This window comes from Actinacidiphila sp. bgisy145 (assembly GCF_057708125.1).
Window position 1 is genome coordinate 409,962 of record NZ_JBYIRL010000002.1, and the last position, 19,995, is coordinate 429,956.

Genomic DNA, 19,995 nt, shown 5'->3' on the forward strand with positions numbered 1-19,995 from the left:
GGACGGAAGGTTGCGTGCCGATATCCATCCGTGACCCGCGCCGCCCGCGGCGGAGTTCCGGCCCGGCGGGCGGGCGCGCAGGTCAGCGGGCCGAGGGCAGCCGGATGCGGAAGGTGGCGCCCTTGCCGGGCGCGGTGTCGAGTTCGACGGTGCCGCGGTGGGCGGCGACCAGCGCGGCGGCGATGGCGAGGCCGAGCCCGGCGCCGCCGCCGGTGGCGCGGGAGCGGGAGGCGTCCACCCGGTAGAAGCGCTCGAAGACGCGGGCGGCCTGCTCACGGGTCAGCCCAGGACCGGCGTCGGCGACCTCCAGGACGCCGTGGCCGTCCGCGGCGCCGACGCCGATGCGGACCGGGGTGCCCGGCGGGGTGTGGGCGACGGCGTTGCCGACGAGGTTCGCCACGACCTGTCGCAGCCGCGCCTCGTCGCCGAGCACCGGCGCCGGGCCGGGCGCGGTGTCCGAGCCGCCGGGGCCGGTGAGGGCGACCTGCCGGGTCGGGTCGAGCGCGGTGGTGTCGTGCAGCGCGTCCACCGCGAGGGTGCGCAGGTCCATCGGCGCGAGCTGGAGCGGCCGCTGCTCGTCCATCCGCACCAGCGTGAGCAGGTCCTCCACCAGCCCGCCGAGGCGTACGGCCTCGCTCTCGATCCGGGCCATGGTCCGCTTCACGTCGGCGTCGTCGGCGAGCGCGCCCATCCGGTACAGCTCGGCGAAGCCGCGGATGCCGGCCAGCGGGGTGCGCAGTTCGTGGCTGGCGTCGGCGACGAAGCGGCGCATCTGCTGCTCGGACGCGGCGCGGGCGGCGAACGCGGACTCGATCTGCGCGAGCATGCCGTTGAGCGCGGACGACAGCCGCCCGACCTCGGTGCCCGGCGACGCGACCGGCATCCGGTGCGACAGCGGGCGGCCCGCGGCGATCTCGGCCGCGGTCGCCTCGATCCGCTTCAGGGGCCGCAGCCCGGCCCGCACCGCGAACCAGCCCGCGATGCCGAGCAGCGCCACCACGACCCCGCCGATGAGCAGGAAGGCGGTGCTGAGCCGGCTGGTGGTGGAGGCGACGTCGTCGAGGGAGGAGGCCACCACGACCCCGGCGGGCGTGTCGCTGCCGCCTGCGGCGGCGACCGGCACGATCAGCACCCGCCAGCTGCCGCCGCCGTGGTCGCTGCGGACGTCGAAGGGGTGGTCGTAGCGGGCGCTGAGCCGGGCGGCGTTCATCGTGGGCCACAGCGGCTGGGGGTCGCCTGCGGCGACCGGTTGCCGGATCTGCTGGACCACGCGGCCGTCGGCGGTGGCGAAGGCGACGACGAACTGGCTGGGCAGCCAGGGGCGGTTGGCGCCGGTGCCGTCGGTGGTGCCGGTGCTGCTGTCGGTGCTGCTGTCGGCGGCGGCCGACCCGGTGCCGGTGCCTGTACCCGTGCCGGTACCCGTGCCCGCGCCCGTGCTCGACTCCGTGCTGCCGTAGCCGGGGGCGCCGCGGCCGTCGGTGCCCGGGGCCGGGTAGCGCTGCGGCGGCACCCCCTCCGAGCCGAGGCGCCGCGCGAGGGGCCGGCCGTAGCGCTCGAGTTGCTGGTCCACCCGTTGCAGCAACTGCCCGCGCACCGAACCGAGCACGACCGTGTCGCTGACCGTCAGGCCCAGCAGCACCAGCACCAGCGCGAGCAGCACCAGCCGGGAGCGCAGCGGCACCGCCGCCCAGCGCAGTCCCGCCGCCCGGCGGGCCCATCCCGTCCCCGGCGATCCCATGCCCGGGCGGCCGTTCAGCCCTTGGCCGGCGCGGGGCGGCGCAGCACGTAGCCGACGCCCCGCACCGTGTGGATCAGCTTCGGCCCGCCGCCCGCCGCCGCGTCCACCTTGCGCCGCACGTAGGAGATGTACGACTCCACGATGCTCAGGTCGCCGCCGAAGTCGTACGCCCACACGTGGTCGAGGATCTGTGGCTTGGACACCACCCGGTCGGCGTTGGCCATCAGGTAGGCGAGCAGCTTGAACTCGGTGGGGGACAGCGAGATCGGGCGGCCGCCGCGCAGCACCTGGTGGCCGACCGGGTCGAGTTCGAGGTCGCCCGCGACCAGCCGCCCGTCGTCGGTGGGGCCGCCGGTGCGGCGCAGTATCGCCCTGATCCGGGCGATCAGCTCCTCCAGGCTGAACGGCTTGGTGACGTAGTCGTCGCCGCCCGCGGTCAACCCGCTGATCTTGTCGTCGACGCCGTCCTTCGCGGTGAGGAAGAGCACCGGCAGCCGGTCGGGGCCGCCGGCCCGCGGGAGCGGCCCGCTCTCCTCGCGCAGCCGCCGGACCACGGTGAAGCCGTCCATGTCCGGCAGCATCACGTCGAGGACCACCAGGTCGGGCCGTTCGCGCGTGACGGCGGCGAGCGCGTCGGCGCCGGTCGCCGCGGAGGCCACCTTGAAGCCGACGAACCGCAGGGACGCGGAGAGCAGTTCCCTGATGTTCGGTTCGTCGTCCACGACCAGCAGGCTGGCCTCGGGTGCCTCCATGGGAATCCTCCCGGCCCGGTGGGGATACGACGCAGCACGGTACGGGCCGATGCTGTGAGCCGTGCGGGCGGTGTCGGTGCGGGCGCTGCCGTGTCTAGTTGCCGCTTCCGGTGCCGGTGCCGCCGGCGTTGCCGCCGCCGAATCCCCCGAAGCCGCCGAACCCGCCGAAGCCGCTGGTGCTGCCGCCCTCGGTGACGGTGGTCGCGGTCACGTCGCCGTTGCTGCCGGTGGTGCCGAGGACGGTCACGCTCTGCCCCGCCTTGAGGTCGGAGACCTTCCCGTCCTTGGTCTCGCTGACCTTGGTGGAGTCGCCGGTGGTGACCTTCACGACGTTGCCCTGGGCGTCGGTGACGTAGAGGGTCTTGCCGTCCACGAGCTTGACCGTGCCGACCGTCACGTTCGTGCCCGCGCCGGTGCCGCCGCCCGCGGTCGTGCCGGTGCCCGCGGTGCCGCCGAAGCGGTTGCCGGTGCCGCCGGCGGCCCCGGTGCGGCCGCTCGCGGCGGTGCCGCCGCCCGCTGCCGTGAAGCCGGAACGCCCGGCCCCGGTACCGCCGTTGAGATGGTGCTTCTCCACGACGGCGCCGACGGAGAACGCGGCCGCGGCCACGATGCACGCGGACAGCGTGAGGGTCAGCCACGGCAGTTTGCGGCGCGGCGGGGCGGCCAGCTCGGCGGAGACGTCGCGGGCGTCCGGCGGCGAGGCGAGGATCTCCTCCGGGCTCTCGCCGGTGCCGCCGGCGTCCGGCCCGGCAGCGGTCGCGGCCCCCGTCCCCGCTGCCGGGTCCGCGCCGGCCGGGTCGCCCGCCGGGTACGGGCTCTCCATGATCTCGATCCCCCCGGTGGCCTCGGCGTTCGCCTTGACCAGCCCGGTGCGGCGTCGCGCCATCTCGGCCCCTCTTCCTGATCCGGTGTTCCGGTCGTCTTTCCTGGTGGACATCACTCGTGCCGCAGGGCCTCGATGGGCCGCAGGCCCGCCGCCCGGTTGGCCGGGTAGCTGCCGAAGAACAGCCCGATGGCCACCGCGATCGCGAAGGCGCCCCACACCGACTCGGGGATGACCACGGGTTTGATGCCCACGATGGTGAACCGCGAGCCGATCAGCCCGCCGAGCACCCCGAGCCCGCCGCCGATCAGCGACAGCAGCGTGGACTCGGCGAGGAACTGCCCGAGGATGACGCCCTTGGGCGCCCCGATCGCCTTGCGGATACCGATCTCCCGGGTCCGCTCGGTGACGGTGACCAGCATGATGTTGGTGATGCCGATCCCGCCGACCAGCAGCGAGATCGCCGCGACCGCGCCGAGCAGCACCGTGAACGTCTTGTTGGTGTCGGACTGGGTGCTCAGCAGCGACGCCTGGGTGCTGACCCGGAAGTCGAGCGCGTTGGCGTCGGTGATGCCGTGCGTGCCCATCAGGATGGTGGTGATCTCGTTCTGCGCGGGCGTGGTCGCGTCGGCGGACTTCGCCTCGACCAGGATCTGGCTGATCGCCCCGAAGCCGGTGAAGGCGTTCTGCACGGTCGGCAGCGGCGCGATCACCGTGTCGTCCGGGTCCTGGAAGCCGGTGCCGCCCTTGGTGGCCAGCTCGCCGACCACCGTGAACGGGGTGCCGCCGATGACCAGCTTCTTGCCGATCGGGGAGGCGGTGCCGAACAGGTCCGTGGCGGTGGTGGAGCCGATCACGGCCACCTTGCGGGAGTTGAGCACATCGTCGGCGCTGAAGTAGTCGCCCTTGTCGACCTTGCTGTTGGACGCCTCGAAGTAGGCCGGGTAGGTGCCCACGACCTGGCCGACGGTGTGCGAGGTGCCGTCGTAGACCGCGGACTGCGAGGTGGTGACCTCCGGGGCCACGGACTCGATGTCGGGGGCGTCGGCGGTGTTCGCCAGCGCCCGCGCGTCGTCCACGCTCAGCGGCTTGGTGCTGGTCGCGCCGGAGCCCGAGGAGCTGAAGCCGCCGCCGGAGCTGACGGTCAGCGCGTTGGTGCCGAGCTTCTCGATGGAGTCCTTGACCGACTGCGAGGAGCCGTTGCCGACCGCGAGCAGGATGATGACGGCGGCCACACCGATCAGCACGCCGAGCATCGTCAGCGCGGAGCGCACCTTGTTCGCGGCGAGCCCGCCGACGGCGAACCGCAGGATCTCGAACGGGTTCACCGGGCCGCACCCCCGCTCAGCGCGTGCGGGGCCAGGGCGGCGAACCGCGCCGGATCGCTCAGCGCGGGCGGCGGACCGTCCACCGCCGCCTGCCGTACGTCGTCCACGATCTGGCCGTCCACCAGCCGGATCACCCGCTTCGCGTGCCGGGCCACCTCGTCCTCGTGGGTGATCAGCACGACGGTGCGGCCGGAGGCGTTGAGCCGGTCGATGATGGCGAGCACATCCTCGGTGCTGTGGCTGTCCAGGTTGCCGGTCGGCTCGTCGGCGAGCAGCATCGCCGGCGCCGTGACCAGGGCGCGGGCCACGGCCACGCGCTGCTGCTGGCCGCCGGACAGTTCGTTGGGGCGGTGGTCGACCCGGTCGGCGAGGCCCACCAGGGACAGCGCGGCCAGCGCTCGGCGGCGCCGCTCGGCGGCCTTCACCCCGGCGTAGGCCAGCGGGAGTTCGACCTGCGCGAGCGCGGGGGTGCGCGGCACCAGGTTGAACGACTGGAAGACGAAGCCGATCTTGCGGTTGCGGACCAGCGAGAGCTGGTGCTCGTCCAGGCCGCCGACGTCGATGCCGTCCAGCAGGTAGCGGCCGGAGGTCGGCACGTCGAGGCAGCCGAGGATGTTCATCAGGGTGGACTTGCCGGAGCCGGAGCTGCCCATCACCGCGACCATGTCGCCCTGTTCGACGAGCAGGTCCACGCCGGGGGAGTGGCCGGTGTCCGGGTCGGCGGGGCCGCCGAGCGCGCGGACGGCGGCGTCGCCGTGGCCGTACGTCTTCAGCAGCGCGCGGACGTCGATGACCGGGGCCGGGCCCCAGGGGCCGTCACCGTCCGGGTGGTCGCTGCCCGGGTGGTCGCTGTCGGGGCCGGGGCCGGCCTCCGCGCGGCGCGGCCCGGACACCGCTCGGGCCAGGGAGCCGAGCCGCCTGCCCAGGGCCGGGCTCATCCGCGGCCACCTCCGCCGCTGAAGCTGCCGGTGCGGAAGCCGCCGCCGGTACCGCCGCCGGCGGCACCGAACCGGTTGGCGCCGCCGCCGGCGCCGGTTCCGCCGGGGAACGCGCCGCTGGGGAAGCCGCCGTTGCCCGAGGAGGCGACCTGCGGGATCTGCACCTGCTGGCCTTCCTTCAGGCCGCTGGTGATCTGGTCGGTGGAGTCGCCCTCGACACCCACCGTCACCTGGGTGCGGGTGGTGGAGCCGTCGGAGTTGACCACCAGGACCGTGCGGTTGGCGCCGGTGCCGGAGACCGCCGCGGTCGGCACGCTCAGCGCGTTCGTCGCCTGGCCGGTGGTCACCTGGATGCTGGCGCTCAGGCCGGTGCGCAGGTCGGAGGTGTCGCTGGTGATGGTGAGCGTCGCCGCGTACTGCACCGCGCTGCCGCTGGAACCGGAGCCGCCGGAGCTGGAGCCGCTGCTGACCGGCAGCGAACTGATCGACAGCACCTTGGCGTCGAGCACGGTGCCGGACTCGGCGTTGAGCGTCACCGTCGCGGCCTGGCCGGCCTTGATCTTCAGGGAGTCGGCCTCGGAGAAGTCCGCCTTCACCTGCATGCCCGAGGGGTTGGTGAGGACCACGAAGCCGGTCGGCGTGGAGCCCGAGGAACTGGACGTCGAGCCGGACGAGCTGGACCCGGAGGAGCCCGAGCCCGACGAGCCGGAGCCCGTACCGCTGCCGGAACTGCCGCTGACGGTGTCGCCCTTCGCACCGTCCACCGAGGCGACGGTGCCGCTGACGCTGGCCTTCAGCACGCAGCCGTCCACCGCGCGCTGGGCGGCGTCCACGGCGTTCTGCGCCTCGGTCACCTGCGCCTGGGCGGAGGCGAGTTGGGCGGCGTCGACGGTCGGGGTGGCGGTCGGGGTCACCGTGGTGCCGCGGCTGCTGCCCGAACCGGACGAGCCCGTACCGGAGTTCGAGGTGTCCGTGGTGCTCTCGCCGGCCTCGACCTTCGTCAGGTTCGCCTGGGCGGCGGTCAGCGACGCCTCGTCCTGCTGGAGGGTCTCCTTCGCCGAGGTCGGGTCGACCTTCGCCAGCACCTGGCCCTTCTTCACCTTGTCGCCCGGCTTGACGTCGACCTCGGTGAGGGTGCCGCCGGTGGTGAAGTCCAGCCCCGCGTCGCTGGGGGAGGAGAGCGTGCCGGAGCCGGACACGGTGGCCGACACCGTGGCCGTGGTCACGGTCGCGGTCCGCGCGCCGGACGACCCGGAGGAGTTGCCGCTGCCGTCGTCGTGCACCGCCGCGTAGGCGCCACCGGCGCCCGCGAGGACCACCACGCCGAGCACCGAGTTGATCAGGACGGCCCTGCGCCGCCGTGGGAGCACCTTCATGGCGCGCATCTTGGACGCGGACGCCATTGAACTCCTGGGAGATTCCTGAGAGTTCGCTGGGAAGCCGGGCGCCTGCGCCCGCCCCCGGGGCGGCGGTAAAACGGATGTACGGCCACCTAAGGTACGAAAACGCGGCCGCCCGCCGCTTGCCGCGTCCTGCCGCTCACCGGGAACTCACAGCCCGATCCCCGACAGTCCCCACCTGTATGCGGTTCGGTTCCCTCGTGCGCGCGCGGGAGCCGAGTGCGTACGCCGGCCGGACAGTTGGCGCCGGACGGCAACGTGCCGCGACACCCGGCCGCCGGACCCCGGTCCGGTGCCGGCCGGGTCGCGGCCTTCCCCGAGGAGAGCTGCGGACATGAACGGGACCACCATCCGGTCGCCCCAGGCGCGCATCGCGGTGCGGGCCGGGGCATTCGTCGCCGTACTCGCCTCGGGCGCCCTGGCGCTCACCGCGTGCTCCTCCGGCGGCTCCTCGTCCTCGGCCGCCACGAACGCGGCCAGTGCGTCCGCGTCCGGCGGCGCCGGCGGGCAGGACATGAACGCCTACCGGCAGTGCCTGGCGCAGCACGGCGTCAACCTGCCCACCTTCAACCGCCCTTCCGGCGGCGCCCGCCCCAGCGGCCGCCCCTCCGGCGCCGGCCGGCCCTCCGGATCGGCCCGCCCGAGCGGCGGGTACGGCGGCGGCTTCGGGGGCTTCGGCGGCGGGATCGGCGGTGCCTCGCCCGACGCGGCCACCCAGAAGGCGCTCAAGGCGTGCGCCTCCAAGGCACCCTCCGGCCGCGGCGGCCCGAACGGCACCAACAGCGCCGACGCCAGCGCGATCCAGGCGTTCACCAGCTGCCTCAAGGACCACGGCGTCACCCTCCCCACGGCCTCCGCCGGCACGGGCGGCGGCGGCTTCGGCGCCCTCCGCAACCTCGACACCGCCGACCCCAAGACCGCGAAGGCCTACACCACCTGCAAGCCCCTCCTCCCCCAGCGCCCCACCTCCACCGCATCCCCCTCCACCACCTGACCCAAGGGCGCCCCACCCCTCCGGGGCGCCCTCCCCCGGCGGCCCGTGGTGCGATAGTTTCCGGACGTAGAGCCGTCAGGGGGGTACATGTCCGGGATCGCGCGACCACGCCGAACGCCGCGCCGCCGCCTGTGGCTGCCGATCTGTGCGGGCGGCGTCGCGGCGCTCATGGCGACACTGACGGCGTGCGGGAGCTCGCCGTCCGGCCCGAAGGCGAAGGACTCGGCAGCGAAGATGTCGACGGACGCGCGGTGGCTGGCGGCGAAGTTCCGTACGTACTACAAGGCCACGACGCCGTTCACGGTGACGCGCGACGCTACTGCGGCGGGGTCGTGCGGGCACAACAAGGCCCGCTACTCCTTCGCCGGGCACCAGACGTTCCGTATCGGTCCCGTGTCCACCTATTTGGACCTCACCACGGTGGTCGACTCGTGGCTCAAGGACCGAGGATACTCAATCGATTTCGACAAGAAGACGACCTACGAGTTCGATACGCGAAATTCCCAGAACCTGGTGAACAAGAAGGCCCGCATCCACTTGACCGTACGCGCGACCGCGTCCAGCGAGAAGGCCACCACCGAGCTGTGGACCATCACCGCGAACACGGATTGCCTGCGGACTGGTTGAGCCGGGCCGCGAGGGTGCCAGCCCCCCGCGGCGTCGCGCGGCTCCTACTCGCTGCCGTCCACCTCGTGAGCGTACTGGTCGGTCTCAGCGCTGGTTATCGTGCTGCTGGCGAGGGACTGCTTCTGCTCCAGTGAGTCCGGGTGCTCGGCGTCCCCTTGCTGCTCGTTGACCCAGTCGTTGAACTCGCCGAGTTGGTTGTTCTTGGACAGATCTTCGAAAGACTTGAGTTGGCCGTCGGATCCCTTCAGGTCAGCGGGCAGAGGCGTGGTGGTTTTCCAGCCGCCCGCCAGCAAAGTGGACGTCATGGTGTAGTGGGTCTGCATGATCCGCTCGTAGTTCTTGTCCTTGAGATCTTCGGTGCGCGGTTCGCCCTGGTCGACGTAGGCCGCGCCGCCGAATTCCTTGAGGCTGAACATGCCGACCCGCCAGGCAAGGGCCGGTCCGTAGCTGAGTTCCGGCTCGCCGGCGATCTCGGAGCCGAAGATGAGGGAGCGCTTCAGCGCCTCACGGTTCGCCTCGTCGGAGGCGTCCATGTCACCTCGAACCTTCCTTTCGGCGTTGTACTGCTCCCGTCCGATGTTGCCGAACGCTTGGGCTGCGAGGTTGTACGTATTCGGGTCCTGCTTACCGCTGTTGACGGCGGTCGCGTCCGTGTGCGCGGCCTTGACCAGGATGTCGTGCTGGAGCTTCCCCATCACCTCGTCGTACGGCTCGGAGTAGGAGTCATCCCCAGCGAACGTCTTGAGGAACTTGTAGGTGTCCTGACCGTTGAGCAGGAATGACGGATTTGTTCCCACCACAGGTTGGTAGCCGGCTGGGATGCCCAGCATCGAGTCCGGGACGTCGTGGCTCATGGCGTTGCCGCTGGAGATCAGTTCCTGCGGGTACGACGCGGCCAGACGGCCCAGGTCCTGCTTGGACAAGCCGTTGAAGTACTTGTCGATCTCGTCGGCGTTGTTGCCGGCCGCGAGCATCGCGCAGTACGCGAAGGTGCTCTGGTAGTCGTCGTGCTTCTCGGGATCAACGTGCCAGCCTTTGGAGTCGGTGTGTCCGGTGACGCCCGCGCCGGCGTCGATGGCCCTGCCCAGGTTGGTCTGGACGTCGGAGTCCCACTGGCCGTACTTGAACAGCTTGTCGAGGTTGCCCTCGAGGTCGGGGTTCTTCGGGTCGCCCATCTGCGCGATGGCGGTGTACGAGGCGCTGCCGTTGCGTCCGAGGGCGCCCAGCGCCATGGCCACGGTGTCCTGCGGAAGCCCGAGTTGCTTGGCATTGGTCATGGAGCCGCGGAAATCCTGGTCCGGGTCCTTGGCCACCTCGTCCAGGACGGCGGCGCGGGTCGCACTGGCCAGGAATTTCGAGTCGAAGTCCCCGTACTGCATCATCGCCATCCGGTCCCAGCCGACCCCGTAGTCACCTTGGGGGACCTTGGTGGTGTACAGCTTTTCCACTTGGTCGAAACCAGGCGCCGGGTAAGGCGCCCGGCTGGCCGCGCCCAGTGCCTTGCTGTAGATCTCGAGGTCCTTGGGCGCGGTGCCACTGCCGGTGGCAGTCAGCATGCTGGGCAGGCTTTCCGCGAGGTTCGGCGGCTTGAGGGCGGCGTAGAAGGCGGAGCAGTAATCCGGGTCGTCTTCGTGGGCTTTGAGCTGCTCGGCGATGGAGTGGTACTGCTTCCCGCCCTCGCCGTCCAGTTCCTTGATCGCGGTGAGCTGCTTGGCGAGGTCCTGCGCCTCTTTGCGGGCCTCCGCGCTGCTGATCACCGGTTCGGGCACCTGCACGACGTGCGTCATGTCGCCGCCGTGTTCCATCCCGAGGGCCAGGCTGTAGCGCCGCTTGAGTCCGGGCACCTGGTCGTCCATCCACAGCGCGATGTTGTTGATGCTGTTGAGCGGCCCGGTGTCGAGGCCGTGCTCGCCGAACCGGTAGAAGTACGAGCTGTACGCGCTGTGCAGGTTCTCCTTGTCGGTGCTGAACGACGCGATCATCCCCTTGAGAGCTTGGGGATCGATCCCTGAGAAGTCCGTCATGTCTTCCCCCCCTGGGGTTCCTTGCGGGCACCGGGTGTGTGCTGCGCGTGGAGTGGAAAAGGCGGCTCGGGCCGTCGGTCCGCGTGCACTTGCACGCTACGAACCTGTCCGAAGCGACCGCTGAGAGGCACACGTGCCGAGATCCGCTGCGAACGGTGCGAAGCCTGCGCCGGTCCCGGTGCGGCTCAGACGTAGACGCGCTGGCTCTGGTTCAGGTGCCACTGCCGTGCCTCGCTCTGGGTGACCTCGGCCGGAGTCCTGGCGATCTCCGCGTCGACGATCGGCAGGAGCTTGTCGACCATGGTCTTCACCTGGCTCCGCTGGTGTGCCACATGCTGTTCCCAGGCTCTCGCGGCTTTGCCGGTCCACACCTTCTTGCCGCCCATGTCTCCGGCCGTGGTGCTCAGTGCGTCGCGGTAGGTCTCGACGTCACGTGCGAGATCGTTACGTAGGCTCTTGAGCGCGACGAGGGCCGGGTTGGCCACTTTCGACTGGCTCGAATCACCCATGTTCTCCCCCTACTTGATTGGCTCCTACACCGTAGCGAGCGCGCCGCCGCCCCGCAGCACCGTGACGGGCGGGGCGGCGGGGTGGCGTGGGGGCGATGAGGAGGCCGTGGCAGTCACCAGGCGAAGGACTCCGGGGCGGGGCCGGGGCCTGGGAAGAGGGTGTCGAGGGCGGTGAGGAGGGACGGGGGGAGGGTCAGGTCGGCGGCGCGCAGGGCCGAGGCGAGGTGGTCGGGGGTGCGCGGGCCGACGATCGGGCCGGTGACGCCCGGGCGGGTGAGCAGCCAGGCGAGGGCGACCTCGCCCGGGTCGAGGGCGTGCTCGGCGCACAGCTCCTCGTACGCCTGGACCTGCGCGCGCACCGCGGGGTCGGTCAGGCGGGCGGAGCGGCCGGTGCCGGTGCGCGAGCCGCCGCCCTCGCGCTCCTTGCGCAGTGCGCCGCCCAGGAGCCCCTGGTGCAGCGGTGACCACGGGATGACCCCGAGGCCGTACGCCTGCGCGGCCGGGATCACATCGGTCTCGGCGCTGCGCTCGAAGAGGTTGTAGAGGCACTGCTCGCTGACCAGGCCGAGCGAACCGCGCCTGGCGGCGGCCTCGTTGGCCTGGGCGATGTGCCAGCCGGCGAAGTTGCTGGAGGCGGCGTAGAGGATCTTGCCCTGCTGGACGAGGACGTCGATCGCCTGCCAGATCTCCTCCCACGGCGTCGCCCGGTCGACGTGGTGGAACTGGTAGATGTCGATGTGATCGGTGCCCAGCCGCTCGAGGCTGGCCTCGACGGCGCGGCGGATGCCCAGCGCGGACAGCCGGTCGTGGTTCGGCCAGGCCCGGTCGAAGATCGAGGAACCGTCGTTCGCGGCGTTCAGGTAGCACTTGGTGGCCAGCACCACCTTGTCGCGGCGGCCCCCGCCCCGGGCCAGCCAGCTGCCGACGATCTCCTCGGTGTAGCCCTTGCGGTCGTCGACGCCGTAGACGTTCGCGGTGTCGAAGAAGTTGACCCCCGCGTCCAGCGCCGCGTCCATCAGTTCATGGCTGCCCTGTTCCGTCACCTCCGCACCGAAGTTCATCGTTCCGAGTACGACCCGGCTCACCCTGAGCCCGGTCCGACCGAGCTGCACGTATTCCATGGCGCCAGGGAACACCTTGGAGCGCGCTCGAGGGCAAGCCCGGCGGGCCGTACCCCCGGCGCCTCACCCGCGGTCGCCGCGGTGCGCCCACACCAGCGCGCCGGCCGCCGCCGCGGAGACGGCCGCGGCGGCGATCGCGGCGGACCGCGACCGTACGGCGGCCGAGCCGCTGCCCGCCGCCGTACGGGCCCGCGCCCGGGCCCGGTCCCGCGCCTCCTCGAGCCGCCCCATCGTGCCCTGCGCCTTCGCCCGCGCCCGCGCGGGCACGTCCACCTTGGCGGCCAGCTCCTCCACGGTCTGGCCCAGCGCCTCGCGCGTCTCGGCGATCTGCTGTTCGAGCTCGGCGAGCTGCGGATCGGTTCGCGGTGTCATCGCTTGGCCCTCTCCTTGAGGATCACCAGGTCCTGGTGAACGCTGTCCACGGTCTCGTCCGGCACCGGCGGCACCGCCCGTTTCACCTGGCTGCGGCCGATCAGCGCCGCGATCCCCGCGATCAGCAGCAGCCCGCCGGCCACGATCAGCGCGGCGGCCCACAGCGGCAGCGGCATCGCCACCGCGGCGATCGCGGCCGTGATCATCGCGGCGATCGCGAAGAACGCCAGCAGCCCGGCAGCGCCGAAGAGCCCGCCGCCGACCCCGGCCTGCTTGCCCTTGCGGGTCAGCTCGGCCTGCGCCAGCTTCAGCTCCTGCCTGACCAGGTCGGAGAGCTGCTCGGTGCCCTCCTTGACCAGCGTGCCCACCGACCGGGCGGACCCGTTCACGTGCGCCACGGCCCTCACCTCCTTGGCTCCTGGGGTTGCCCTGCTCGGGTTGCCCGTATCCGGGACCGGAAACCTCCTTCGGTCCGGCATCGGGCGTAGGCTCATATAAGGAGATGAATCGGTACGATCCGAGGGCCGATCGAGGTGGGCACATGGCGCTGTACGACTCAGAAACGGCACACCGCAGGGCTCTGGTGCTGAGTGAGGTGGCCGCCGAGGGCGCGACCGGGCTCTCCCGCGTCCTGCGCCGGGCCACGGCCGGCGACGAGGACGCGGCCATGATCACCGTCTCCGCGCTCGTCCGCTCGGTCCGGCCGCTCACCGCGCTCGACACCCACCAGTTCCTGCGCCGGGCGCACATCAGCGAGAGCGACCTGGCCGGCGACCTCACCCCCGGCCAGCGCGTCGCCCTGGTCTCCCTCGTGGACCGCTTCTCCCACCTCCACCCGCCGATCCTCTAACTCTGCGCGTACGCGACGAGCCGCGCGCGGGCCGCGGCCAGCGACGCGTCGGCGGCGTCCTGCTGCCCGGCCAGGTGCGGCAGCACCCCGGCGAGGGTCCACTCCGCGGTGACCACGTGGACGTTCTCCGGCGCCACCCCCTGCCGCGCGAAGTACGCCCGCAGGTAAGGCGTCTGGAAGTCCTGCGCCGCCCCCGGAGTGCCGGGACGGTAGCCGCCGCCCCGCGTCGCGACCACCACCACCCGGGTCCCGCCCAGTCGGCACCCGGCGGTGCCCGCGCGGCCGAACGCCCCGGGGAAGCTCACCCGGTCGATCCACGCCTTGAGCAGTGCGGACACCGCGTAGTTGTACATCGGCGCACCGACCAGCACGGTGTCGGCCGCCAGCAACTCGTCGACCAGCGGCCGGGTCAGCGCCCAGGCGCGCTGCTCGGCCGCCCCCTCGACCAGCGCGGGCACCCTGTCCGGCGGCGGGAAACCCTGCCGCTCGACCCGGCGCCCCAGCGCGCAGTAGGCGCCGTCCAGCGGCGGCACCGGGTCGGCCGCGAGGTCGCGGTACCGGTACGCGTACCGCCGTCCGGCCTCCCGCTGCCGGGCCTGCCAGGTCCGTGCGAACAGCGCGGTCAGCCCCCTGCTGACCGCACCACTGGAACCGTCGACCCCGGAATCAGTCCCGGAATCGGCACTCGAGTCGAGGTGGAGCAAGGACGCCATCGCATCTCCCGGTCACTTCCGCCGTGTCACGCTCGTCAGGGGTGGTGACGGATCGCGGCGCGGAAAGGGGACCGGTGACCGGGCACGACGGCGTACGAGCCGAACACGCGATGACCGCGGGGCCGAAGGCGGGGCGGAAAGCGGACCCGGTGGCGGACCCGGCGCCGGCCGAACGCTTCGAGGCCGACCGCCCCCTGCTGTACGCGGTGGCCTTCCGGATGCTCGGCTCCGCGGTCGAGGCCGAGGATGCCGTACAGGAGGCATGGCTCCGGCTGGCCCGCACCGACATCGCCGGCGTGGCGAACCTGACCGGCTGGCTGCGCACGGTGGTCTCCAGGATCTGCCTCGACATGCTGCGCGCCCGCGCCGCGCGCCGGGAGGACCTCACCGACCAGGGCGCCTTCGACGAGGTGACGGGCACCGGGCCGGGCAGCGGCGGGCGCCCGGAGGAGGAGGCGCTGCTCGCGGACTCCGTCGGCCGCGCACTCCTAGTGGTGCTCGCCGCCCTGGACCCCGACGAGCGGGTCACCTTCGTGCTGCACGACCTGTTCGCGGTGCCCTTCGACCAGATCGCGCCCCTGGTGAGCCGCACCCCGGCCACCACCAAGAAACTGGCCAGCCGCGCCCGCCGCAAGGTGCGGGGCACCGCGGACGTACCCGCCGGTGAACTCGCCCGCCGGCACCGGGCGGTCACCGCGTTCCTGGCGGCGATGCGGGCCGGCGACCTCGACGCGATCCTCGCGGTGCTCGCCCCCGACGTGGTGCGCCGCGCCGACCCGGCGGCCCTGGCGCCCGGGATGGCCGCCGAGGTGCGCGGAGCCCGCCGCGTCGCCGAGGGCACCGCCCTCCTCGCCCGCCGCGCGCGGTACGCGGCCCCCGCCCTGGTCGACGGGCGGGTGGGGATCGTGGTGGCGCCGTACGGCCGGCTCGCGCTGGTGCTGACGGTGTCGTTCGCCGCGAACGGCCTGATCAGCGGGTACGACGTGATCGCCGACCCGGCCCGGCTGCGCCGCCTGCGGCTCGCCGTGCTGGACCCGGTACTGCCGTACGGCGGCGCGGCGGCGGGCTCGTAGGCTCGGGGTATGGAACAGCGCGTACTGGGCCGGACCGGCCGTGAAGTGTCCGTCGTGGGGCTGGGGACGTGGCAGCTGGGCGCCGACTGGGGGGAGGTGCGGGAGGAGGACGCGATCGCCGTGCTGGACGCGGCGGTGGCCTCCGGGGTGACCTTCTTCGACACCGCGGACGTCTACGGCGACGGGCGCAGCGAGCAGCTCATCGGCCGCTACCTGGCCGCGCACCCGGAGCTGGACGTGTTCGTCGCCACGAAGATGGGGCGCCGCGCCGACCAGCTCCCGGAGAACTACAACCTCGCGAACTTCCGTGCGTGGAACGACCGTTCGCGCGCGAACCTCCAGGTCGACACGCTCGACCTGGTGCAGTTGCACTGCCCGCCCGGCTCCGTCTACGCCACCGACGCCGTCTTCGACGCACTCGACACCCTCGTGGCCGAGAAGCGCGTCGCGCACTACGCGGTCAGCGTCGAGACGTGTGCCGAGGCGCTGGCGGCGATCGCCCGGCCGGGCGTGGCGAGCGTGCAGATCGTCCTCAACGCGTTCCGGCTCAAGCCGCTGGAGGAGGTGCTGCCGGCCGCCGCCGAGGCCGGGGTCGGGATCGTCGCCCGGGTGCCGCTGGCCTCGGGCCTGCTCAGCGGCCGGTACACCCGCGAGACGGTGTTCGCCGCGAACGACCACCGCACGTACAACCGGCACGGGGAGGCCTTCGACCAGGGCGAGACCTTCTCCGGGGTGGACTACGAGACCGGGCTCGCCGCGGCGGCGGAGTTCGCGGAGCTGGCGCCCGCCGGGACGACCCCCGCGCAGACCGCTCTGCGCTGGGTCATCCAGCAGCCCGGGGTCACCTCGGTCATCCCGGGGGCCCGGACCGTCGAGCAGGCCCGGGCGAACGCGGCCGCCGCCGAGCTGCCGGCCCTGCCGCAGGACGTACTGGACCGCGTGGCCGACCTGTACGGAAGGAGGCTGCGCGACCAGGTCCATCCGAAGTGGTGAACCTGCCGGGGGAGGGGACATGCAGGGGCGGGTGGGGTGATTCGGGCCCGGCGCCGGGGCATAGCGGCGAGGGCTGCCATGTTGTTATGTGGTTCGGCGATTGCCGACACAGCTTCATCGGCCATACTGCTTGCCGTGGAGCAGCAGCGCATAGGTTCGATCACCCCGTCCGTGCCCGCAGCCGGGCTTGACCCGGCGTTCGTCCCCGGGCTGACCCCGCCGCGCTCCGACGCGGACGGGCCGGCCGAGGCGTCGCAGGAGCCGCAGGCGGCACCCGAGGCGGAGTCCGCGCCCGAGGCCGAGGAAGCGGCGGCGCCGGAAGAGGCTGCTGCGGAGACGGACCCGGCGGAGGCTCCGGAGACGGAGACGGCCGCGGCGGACGCCGAAGCGGACGCCGAGGACACCGAGGCCGCGGACACCGAGGACGCCGAGGACGCCGACGCCGTGTCCGGGCCCGAGTTGGAGGCGACGGACCGCCGCGGCGGGGTCGTCGCGAACCGGCTCGGCGTGCGTTTCCGCCTCGACGAGGAGGAAGCGGAGTTCACCTGGGACGAGATCGCCGCGGTCGAGATGGACACCCCGCGGTTCGGCAAGCGTTTCACGGTGACCGTGTACACGCCGGAGCGGCGCTGGTACGAGGCGCAGGTCGAGGCGACGTCCCGGGCCCGGCTCAAGGAGTGGGCCGCCAAACTCGACGAGGTCCTGGACGCCTACTTCGAGGCCGACGAGCCCGAGCCGGAGGAGCCCGAGGAGGCTGACGAGGCCGCGGCGCCGGAAGAGGCCGAGGAGACCGCCGCCGAGGAGACCGCCTCGGAGGAGCCCGAGGGCGCGAAGAAGGCGGACGACAAGGCCGAGGCCACGGCGGACACCGACGCTGAGGACAAGGCCGAGGTCAAGGCCGAGGTCAAGGCCGAGGACAAGGCCGACGCGGAAGAAGCAGAGCCCGCCGAGAAGTCCTGACACCCGGAGGTCCCGGTGCCCACGGCACCGGGACCGCTTCGGCTCAGGCCCAGCCGTACAGCTCGCGGAGCCGGTTCACCACCAGGTTGAACCGCCCCCGGTCCAGCGCGCACGCCTCCCGCCGCATCCCCTGGTCGTGCACCCGCAGCACCCGGTCGAGCACGACCCACGAGTCGCGCCCCTCCCGGTCCCACGGTCCGGCCCCTATGGCGAGCCAGTCCCCGCCGTCGTGCCGCTTGCTCGTCAGCTGCACGGCCAGCAGGGTGCCGCCCGCCTCGCGCGCGACCACCAGCACCGGCCGGTCCTTGCCGCGCCCGTCCCGTTCCTCGTAGGGGACCCAGGTCCACACGATCTCCCCGGGGTCGGGGTCCCCGTCATGCTCCGGCGCGTACTCGGTACGCACCCGGCCCACTTCCCGCGGATCGGCCTCCGTCGTCGCGTACGGCCCACTGGCCCCCGGGAACTCCGCCTGGCTCTCACTGAACGTCGTCACCCGCCCGACCGTATCCCACCCGCGCCGGGCGGCCGGGCAGTGTGCTCAGCGGATGATCCGCGCGGCCCGGGCGGCGCTCAGCCACTTCGGGAACTCCGCCATCAGCAGGTCGTACAGCTCAGCGTCGTCGCGGTTGCGGGGCTCGCGTCCGGCCGCGAAGAACCCCGCGTTGTCGATGGTGCGGCCCTTGAGGGTGTCGAGCCCCTGGAGGAACTTCAGCCCGCGCGGACTGCCGAAGCCGACGAACTGCCAGAAGATCGGCAGGGTGCAGCTCTGCTGGAGCAGCCGCTTGGTCTCGCCGCGGTCGAAGGGCTCCCCGTCGGTCTGGAAGACGACGAACGCCGGGTCGGTGGCGCCGCACTGCTGGTAGTGGTCGATCACCGCCCGCATCGCGGGTGAGTAGCAGGTGCCGCCCCACGGCAGCTTCTTCTGGAGCTGGTCGATCCGCCCGCTGTGGTTGTCGAGCGAGATCTCGGAGACGAGGTTCACCTGGCTGCCGAAGACGACCACCGGCACCACGCCGTCGTCGTCGAGGTTCGCCGACAGCCCGAGGACCTGCTCGGCGAGGTGCTGCATGGTCCCGCTGCGGTAGTACGACTTCATGCTCGCGGAGTGGTCGAGCACGAGGTAGACCGCGGCCCGCTGCCCGGTGATGCCCTTCTTCTGAAGGGAGATCCCGGCCTGCTTGTAGAGGTTGACCAGCGCGGGTGCGGCCTGCTGGACCTTCTCCAGGCTGATCGCGGGCGCCGGGGCACCGGCGGGCGGTACGGGCTGGGCGGGCGCGGCCGGGTGGGCGGCCGGTGGCGCCGGCGGTACGGGCGGGGCCCACGCGGGCGGCGGCGGCACGGACCCGTGACCGGTCGGCGGTGCCGGGGGTGCCTGCGGTGCCTGCGGCGCGGGCGGCATGCTCGGCGGCGGCCCGAACCCCTGCGCGGGGGACGGCATCTGGAGGGTGGGCGGTGCGAGGACGGCGTCGGGCACCGTCGGCGGCGCGGGCGGCGCCGCAGCCGCGGGCTCGTCGTCCACCGACACCCCGAAGTCCCGGGCCAGCCCGGCGAGTCCGTCGGCGTAGCCCTGCCCGACCGCCCGCACCTTCCACGCCCCGGCCCGGCGGTAGAACTCGGCCAGCACCACGACGGTCTCGCCGAGCCGGCACGGCGGCGGCTCGAACGCGACGACCCGCGCCCCCGAGGTGACGGCCAGCCCCAGCCCGCTGGCGCTGCCGAAGACGGTGCCGGGCGCGTCGGCGTCCACGCTCACCACAACGGCGACCGTCTGCACGGCGGCCGGCACGCGGGCGAGTTCGACGGTGACGGCCCGGCCCTGCACGCTCACCCCGTCCTGCACCGGGTGGTTGTAGAAGACCAGGTCGCTGTCGGCGCGCACCTTGCGCTGCTCGGTGAGCAGCACCGCCGACACGTCGACGGGGGTGCCGGTCGCGGTCACCTCCGCGCGAGCCGCGTCGCCGTCCAGGGACGTGTTGCCGCCCGGTGTGAGTGAAATGGCGCCCGCCATGGCCTGCCTCCCCGTACTTCGTGGACCACTGGACCAACGGTCTCATTCTCGCCGTATGAGACGCCGGACGGACCGCTGCGGCTCCGACTATGTGATGATCGCGCGATGCGGACGACGAAGACGGCGGTGGCATCGCGCGGGCACCGCCGCGCGCGGGCGGCAGTCGCGGCGGCCACGGCCGCGGTGGCGGCCCTGACGGCGGCCGGCTGCGCGCGGACCACCGCCGCCGACGTGACCGCACCCGCGGCGAAGATCCCGACGGCCGCGATCCCGAAGACCACCGCGCCGTCGGCCGCCCCCGCCACCAGCGCCCCGACCGCGGCCGCCGCCTGCCCCGCCTCCGGCCTGCTCGTCGGCGCCGGCCCGACCGACGGCGCCATGGGCCTGCGCCAGGTCCAGCTCACCCTGACCGACTGCGGCCCGAAGTCCCGCCCGGTCAGCGGCTATCCGGAACTGCGGCTGCTCGACGACCACGGCCGTACGGTGCCGGTCGCGGTGCACCACGGCGACGACATCGTGGACAGCGTCACCGACCCCGGACCGGCCACCACCACGCTGCACCCCGGCGGCGAGGTCGTCGCCGTACTGGCCTGGCGCAACACCTACACCGTCTCGGACGAACCGCCCGCGCTCGCCGCCACCGTGCGGGTCACCGTCGCCGGCGTCGAGCAGCCCATCCCGCTCACCGTCGACCTCGGCAACACCGGGAAGATCGACGTCACCGCCTGGTACACCGCCAAGTGAACCCAAGCGCACGGCCGCACGCGACGGC

The 19,995-nt window shown here is 72.8% G+C and carries 21 protein-coding genes; 7 read left to right on the plus strand and 14 right to left on the minus strand.

The features are described 5' to 3' along the window. Window positions 1–82 precede the first annotated feature (82 nt). The 6 genes from AC3ERT_RS03620 to AC3ERT_RS03645 form a co-directional block, all read right to left on the minus strand. A complete protein-coding gene (locus AC3ERT_RS03620) occupies window positions 83–1,738 on the minus strand; it encodes a sensor histidine kinase (RefSeq protein WP_435172585.1) in 1,656 nt (551 codons plus the stop codon). 14 nt (window positions 1,739–1,752) lie between these two features. Next, complete coding sequence (locus AC3ERT_RS03625; protein ID WP_335972041.1) at window positions 1,753–2,490, minus strand: response regulator transcription factor; 738 nt, start codon at window positions 2,488–2,490, stop codon at window positions 1,753–1,755. A gap of 94 nt (window positions 2,491–2,584) precedes the next feature. Beyond that, window positions 2,585–3,376 carry a hypothetical protein gene (locus tag AC3ERT_RS03630; RefSeq protein ID WP_435172587.1) on the minus strand — a complete coding sequence of 264 codons (792 nt, stop codon included), beginning with the start codon at window positions 3,374–3,376 and terminating at the stop codon, window positions 2,585–2,587. 50 nt (window positions 3,377–3,426) lie between these two features. Next, window positions 3,427–4,641, minus strand: a complete 1,215-nt coding sequence (locus tag AC3ERT_RS03635; protein WP_335972044.1) for an ABC transporter permease — start codon at window positions 4,639–4,641, stop codon at window positions 3,427–3,429. Next, window positions 4,638–5,579, minus strand: coding sequence for an ABC transporter ATP-binding protein (locus AC3ERT_RS03640; protein WP_435172589.1), 942 nt, complete (start codon window positions 5,577–5,579; stop codon window positions 4,638–4,640). The genes AC3ERT_RS03635 and AC3ERT_RS03640 overlap by 4 nt, the downstream gene beginning before the upstream one ends. Next, window positions 5,576–6,955, minus strand: a complete 1,380-nt coding sequence (locus tag AC3ERT_RS03645; RefSeq protein ID WP_435172590.1) for an efflux RND transporter periplasmic adaptor subunit — start codon at window positions 6,953–6,955, stop codon at window positions 5,576–5,578. Before AC3ERT_RS03645 ends, AC3ERT_RS03640 begins: the two co-directional genes overlap by 4 nt. Before the next feature lie 358 nt (window positions 6,956–7,313). Between AC3ERT_RS03645 and AC3ERT_RS03650 the strand changes: the two genes are divergently transcribed. Together AC3ERT_RS03650 and AC3ERT_RS03655 are read left to right on the plus strand one after the other, a co-directional pair. Next, on the plus strand, window positions 7,314–7,973 hold the full coding sequence (locus AC3ERT_RS03650) for a hypothetical protein (RefSeq protein WP_335972047.1): 660 nt from the start codon (window positions 7,314–7,316) through the stop codon (window positions 7,971–7,973). A gap of 87 nt (window positions 7,974–8,060) precedes the next feature. Then, window positions 8,061–8,600, plus strand: coding sequence for a hypothetical protein (locus AC3ERT_RS03655; RefSeq protein ID WP_435172591.1), 540 nt, complete (start codon window positions 8,061–8,063; stop codon window positions 8,598–8,600). A 44-nt stretch (window positions 8,601–8,644) separates the two neighbouring features. Here AC3ERT_RS03655 and AC3ERT_RS03660 read toward each other — a convergent pair whose 3' ends face one another. The 5 genes from AC3ERT_RS03660 to AC3ERT_RS03680 all read right to left on the minus strand — a co-directional run bounded on the left by AC3ERT_RS03660 (window position 8,645) and on the right by AC3ERT_RS03680 (window position 13,024). Then, window positions 8,645–10,624, minus strand: a complete 1,980-nt coding sequence (locus AC3ERT_RS03660; protein WP_435172593.1) for a hypothetical protein — start codon at window positions 10,622–10,624, stop codon at window positions 8,645–8,647. Between the two features lie 185 nt (window positions 10,625–10,809). Beyond that, the gene (locus AC3ERT_RS03665; RefSeq protein WP_335972052.1) at window positions 10,810–11,133 is read right to left on the minus strand and encodes a hypothetical protein; all 324 of its coding nucleotides are present in this window, start codon (window positions 11,131–11,133) and stop codon (window positions 10,810–10,812) included. A 113-nt stretch (window positions 11,134–11,246) separates the two neighbouring features. Then, window positions 11,247–12,254: an aldo/keto reductase gene (locus tag AC3ERT_RS03670; protein ID WP_435172594.1), complete on the minus strand. Its 1,008-nt coding sequence runs from the start codon at window positions 12,252–12,254 to the stop codon at window positions 11,247–11,249. Between the two features lie 63 nt (window positions 12,255–12,317). Further along, entirely contained in the window at window positions 12,318–12,626 is a 309-nt protein-coding gene (locus AC3ERT_RS03675; protein ID WP_435133597.1) for a DUF3618 domain-containing protein, read from the minus strand. Further along, a complete protein-coding gene (locus AC3ERT_RS03680) occupies window positions 12,623–13,024 on the minus strand; it encodes a phage holin family protein (protein WP_435172596.1) in 402 nt (133 codons plus the stop codon). The genes AC3ERT_RS03675 and AC3ERT_RS03680 overlap by 4 nt, the downstream gene beginning before the upstream one ends. 143 nt (window positions 13,025–13,167) lie before the next feature. On the opposite strand from AC3ERT_RS03680, the gene AC3ERT_RS03685 reads away from it, so the two are divergent. Beyond that, window positions 13,168–13,476: a hypothetical protein gene (locus AC3ERT_RS03685; protein WP_335972060.1), complete on the plus strand. Its 309-nt coding sequence runs from the start codon at window positions 13,168–13,170 to the stop codon at window positions 13,474–13,476. Here AC3ERT_RS03685 and AC3ERT_RS03690 read toward each other — a convergent pair. Further along, on the minus strand, window positions 13,473–14,189 hold the full coding sequence (locus tag AC3ERT_RS03690; protein ID WP_435172598.1) for an FMN-dependent NADH-azoreductase: 717 nt from the start codon (window positions 14,187–14,189) through the stop codon (window positions 13,473–13,475). The two genes, AC3ERT_RS03685 and AC3ERT_RS03690, sit on opposite strands and share 4 nt — an antisense overlap. 110 nt (window positions 14,190–14,299) lie before the next feature. On the opposite strand from AC3ERT_RS03690, the gene AC3ERT_RS03695 reads away from it, so the two are divergent. The 3 genes from AC3ERT_RS03695 to AC3ERT_RS03705 all read left to right on the plus strand — a co-directional run bounded on the left by AC3ERT_RS03695 (window position 14,300) and on the right by AC3ERT_RS03705 (window position 17,215). Further along, window positions 14,300–15,262 (plus strand): sigma-70 family RNA polymerase sigma factor, encoded by a 963-nt coding sequence (locus AC3ERT_RS03695; RefSeq protein ID WP_435172634.1) that lies wholly within the window; start codon window positions 14,300–14,302, stop codon window positions 15,260–15,262. Between the two features lie 9 nt (window positions 15,263–15,271). Then, window positions 15,272–16,255 (plus strand): aldo/keto reductase, encoded by a 984-nt coding sequence (locus AC3ERT_RS03700; protein ID WP_435172600.1) that lies wholly within the window; start codon window positions 15,272–15,274, stop codon window positions 16,253–16,255. 135 nt (window positions 16,256–16,390) lie between these two features. After that, window positions 16,391–17,215, plus strand: a complete 825-nt coding sequence (locus AC3ERT_RS03705; RefSeq protein ID WP_435172601.1) for a hypothetical protein — start codon at window positions 16,391–16,393, stop codon at window positions 17,213–17,215. 43 nt (window positions 17,216–17,258) lie between these two features. Here AC3ERT_RS03705 and AC3ERT_RS03710 read toward each other — a convergent pair whose 3' ends face one another. Then, the gene (locus AC3ERT_RS03710; RefSeq protein ID WP_335972070.1) at window positions 17,259–17,708 is read right to left on the minus strand and encodes a type II toxin-antitoxin system PemK/MazF family toxin; all 450 of its coding nucleotides are present in this window, start codon (window positions 17,706–17,708) and stop codon (window positions 17,259–17,261) included. A 45-nt stretch (window positions 17,709–17,753) separates the two neighbouring features. After that, complete coding sequence (locus tag AC3ERT_RS03715; RefSeq protein WP_435172603.1) at window positions 17,754–19,223, minus strand: VWA domain-containing protein; 1,470 nt, start codon at window positions 19,221–19,223, stop codon at window positions 17,754–17,756. A 105-nt stretch (window positions 19,224–19,328) separates the two neighbouring features. On the opposite strand from AC3ERT_RS03715, the gene AC3ERT_RS03720 reads away from it, so the two are divergent. Beyond that, window positions 19,329–19,967, plus strand: coding sequence for a DUF4232 domain-containing protein (locus AC3ERT_RS03720; protein ID WP_435172605.1), 639 nt, complete (start codon window positions 19,329–19,331; stop codon window positions 19,965–19,967). The last annotated feature ends 28 nt before the right edge of the window (window positions 19,968–19,995 follow it).

Coding starts and splice junctions, on each gene's coding strand:
- AC3ERT_RS03620 (WP_435172585.1), bottom strand. CDS start 1,738: ATGGGATCGCCGGGGACGGGATGGGCCCGCCGGGCGGCGGGACTGCGC.
- AC3ERT_RS03625 (WP_335972041.1), bottom strand. CDS start 2,490: ATGGAGGCACCCGAGGCCAGCCTGCTGGTCGTGGACGACGAACCGAAC.
- AC3ERT_RS03630 (WP_435172587.1), bottom strand. CDS start 3,376: ATGGCGCGACGCCGCACCGGGCTGGTCAAGGCGAACGCCGAGGCCACC.
- AC3ERT_RS03640 (WP_435172589.1), bottom strand. CDS start 5,579: ATGAGCCCGGCCCTGGGCAGGCGGCTCGGCTCCCTGGCCCGAGCGGTG.
- AC3ERT_RS03645 (WP_435172590.1), bottom strand. CDS start 6,955: ATGAAGGTGCTCCCACGGCGGCGCAGGGCCGTCCTGATCAACTCGGTG.
- AC3ERT_RS03650 (WP_335972047.1), top strand. CDS start 7,314: ATGAACGGGACCACCATCCGGTCGCCCCAGGCGCGCATCGCGGTGCGG.
- AC3ERT_RS03655 (WP_435172591.1), top strand. CDS start 8,061: ATGTCCGGGATCGCGCGACCACGCCGAACGCCGCGCCGCCGCCTGTGG.
- AC3ERT_RS03660 (WP_435172593.1), bottom strand. CDS start 10,624: ATGACGGACTTCTCAGGGATCGATCCCCAAGCTCTCAAGGGGATGATC.
- AC3ERT_RS03665 (WP_335972052.1), bottom strand. CDS start 11,133: ATGGGTGATTCGAGCCAGTCGAAAGTGGCCAACCCGGCCCTCGTCGCG.
- AC3ERT_RS03670 (WP_435172594.1), bottom strand. CDS start 12,254: ATGGAATACGTGCAGCTCGGTCGGACCGGGCTCAGGGTGAGCCGGGTC.
- AC3ERT_RS03675 (WP_435133597.1), bottom strand. CDS start 12,626: ATGACACCGCGAACCGATCCGCAGCTCGCCGAGCTCGAACAGCAGATC.
- AC3ERT_RS03685 (WP_335972060.1), top strand. CDS start 13,168: ATGGCGCTGTACGACTCAGAAACGGCACACCGCAGGGCTCTGGTGCTG.
- AC3ERT_RS03690 (WP_435172598.1), bottom strand. CDS start 14,189: ATGGCGTCCTTGCTCCACCTCGACTCGAGTGCCGATTCCGGGACTGAT.
- AC3ERT_RS03695 (WP_435172634.1), top strand. CDS start 14,300: ATGACCGCGGGGCCGAAGGCGGGGCGGAAAGCGGACCCGGTGGCGGAC.
- AC3ERT_RS03700 (WP_435172600.1), top strand. CDS start 15,272: ATGGAACAGCGCGTACTGGGCCGGACCGGCCGTGAAGTGTCCGTCGTG.
- AC3ERT_RS03715 (WP_435172603.1), bottom strand. CDS start 19,223: ATGGCGGGCGCCATTTCACTCACACCGGGCGGCAACACGTCCCTGGAC.
- AC3ERT_RS03720 (WP_435172605.1), top strand. CDS start 19,329: ATGCGGACGACGAAGACGGCGGTGGCATCGCGCGGGCACCGCCGCGCG.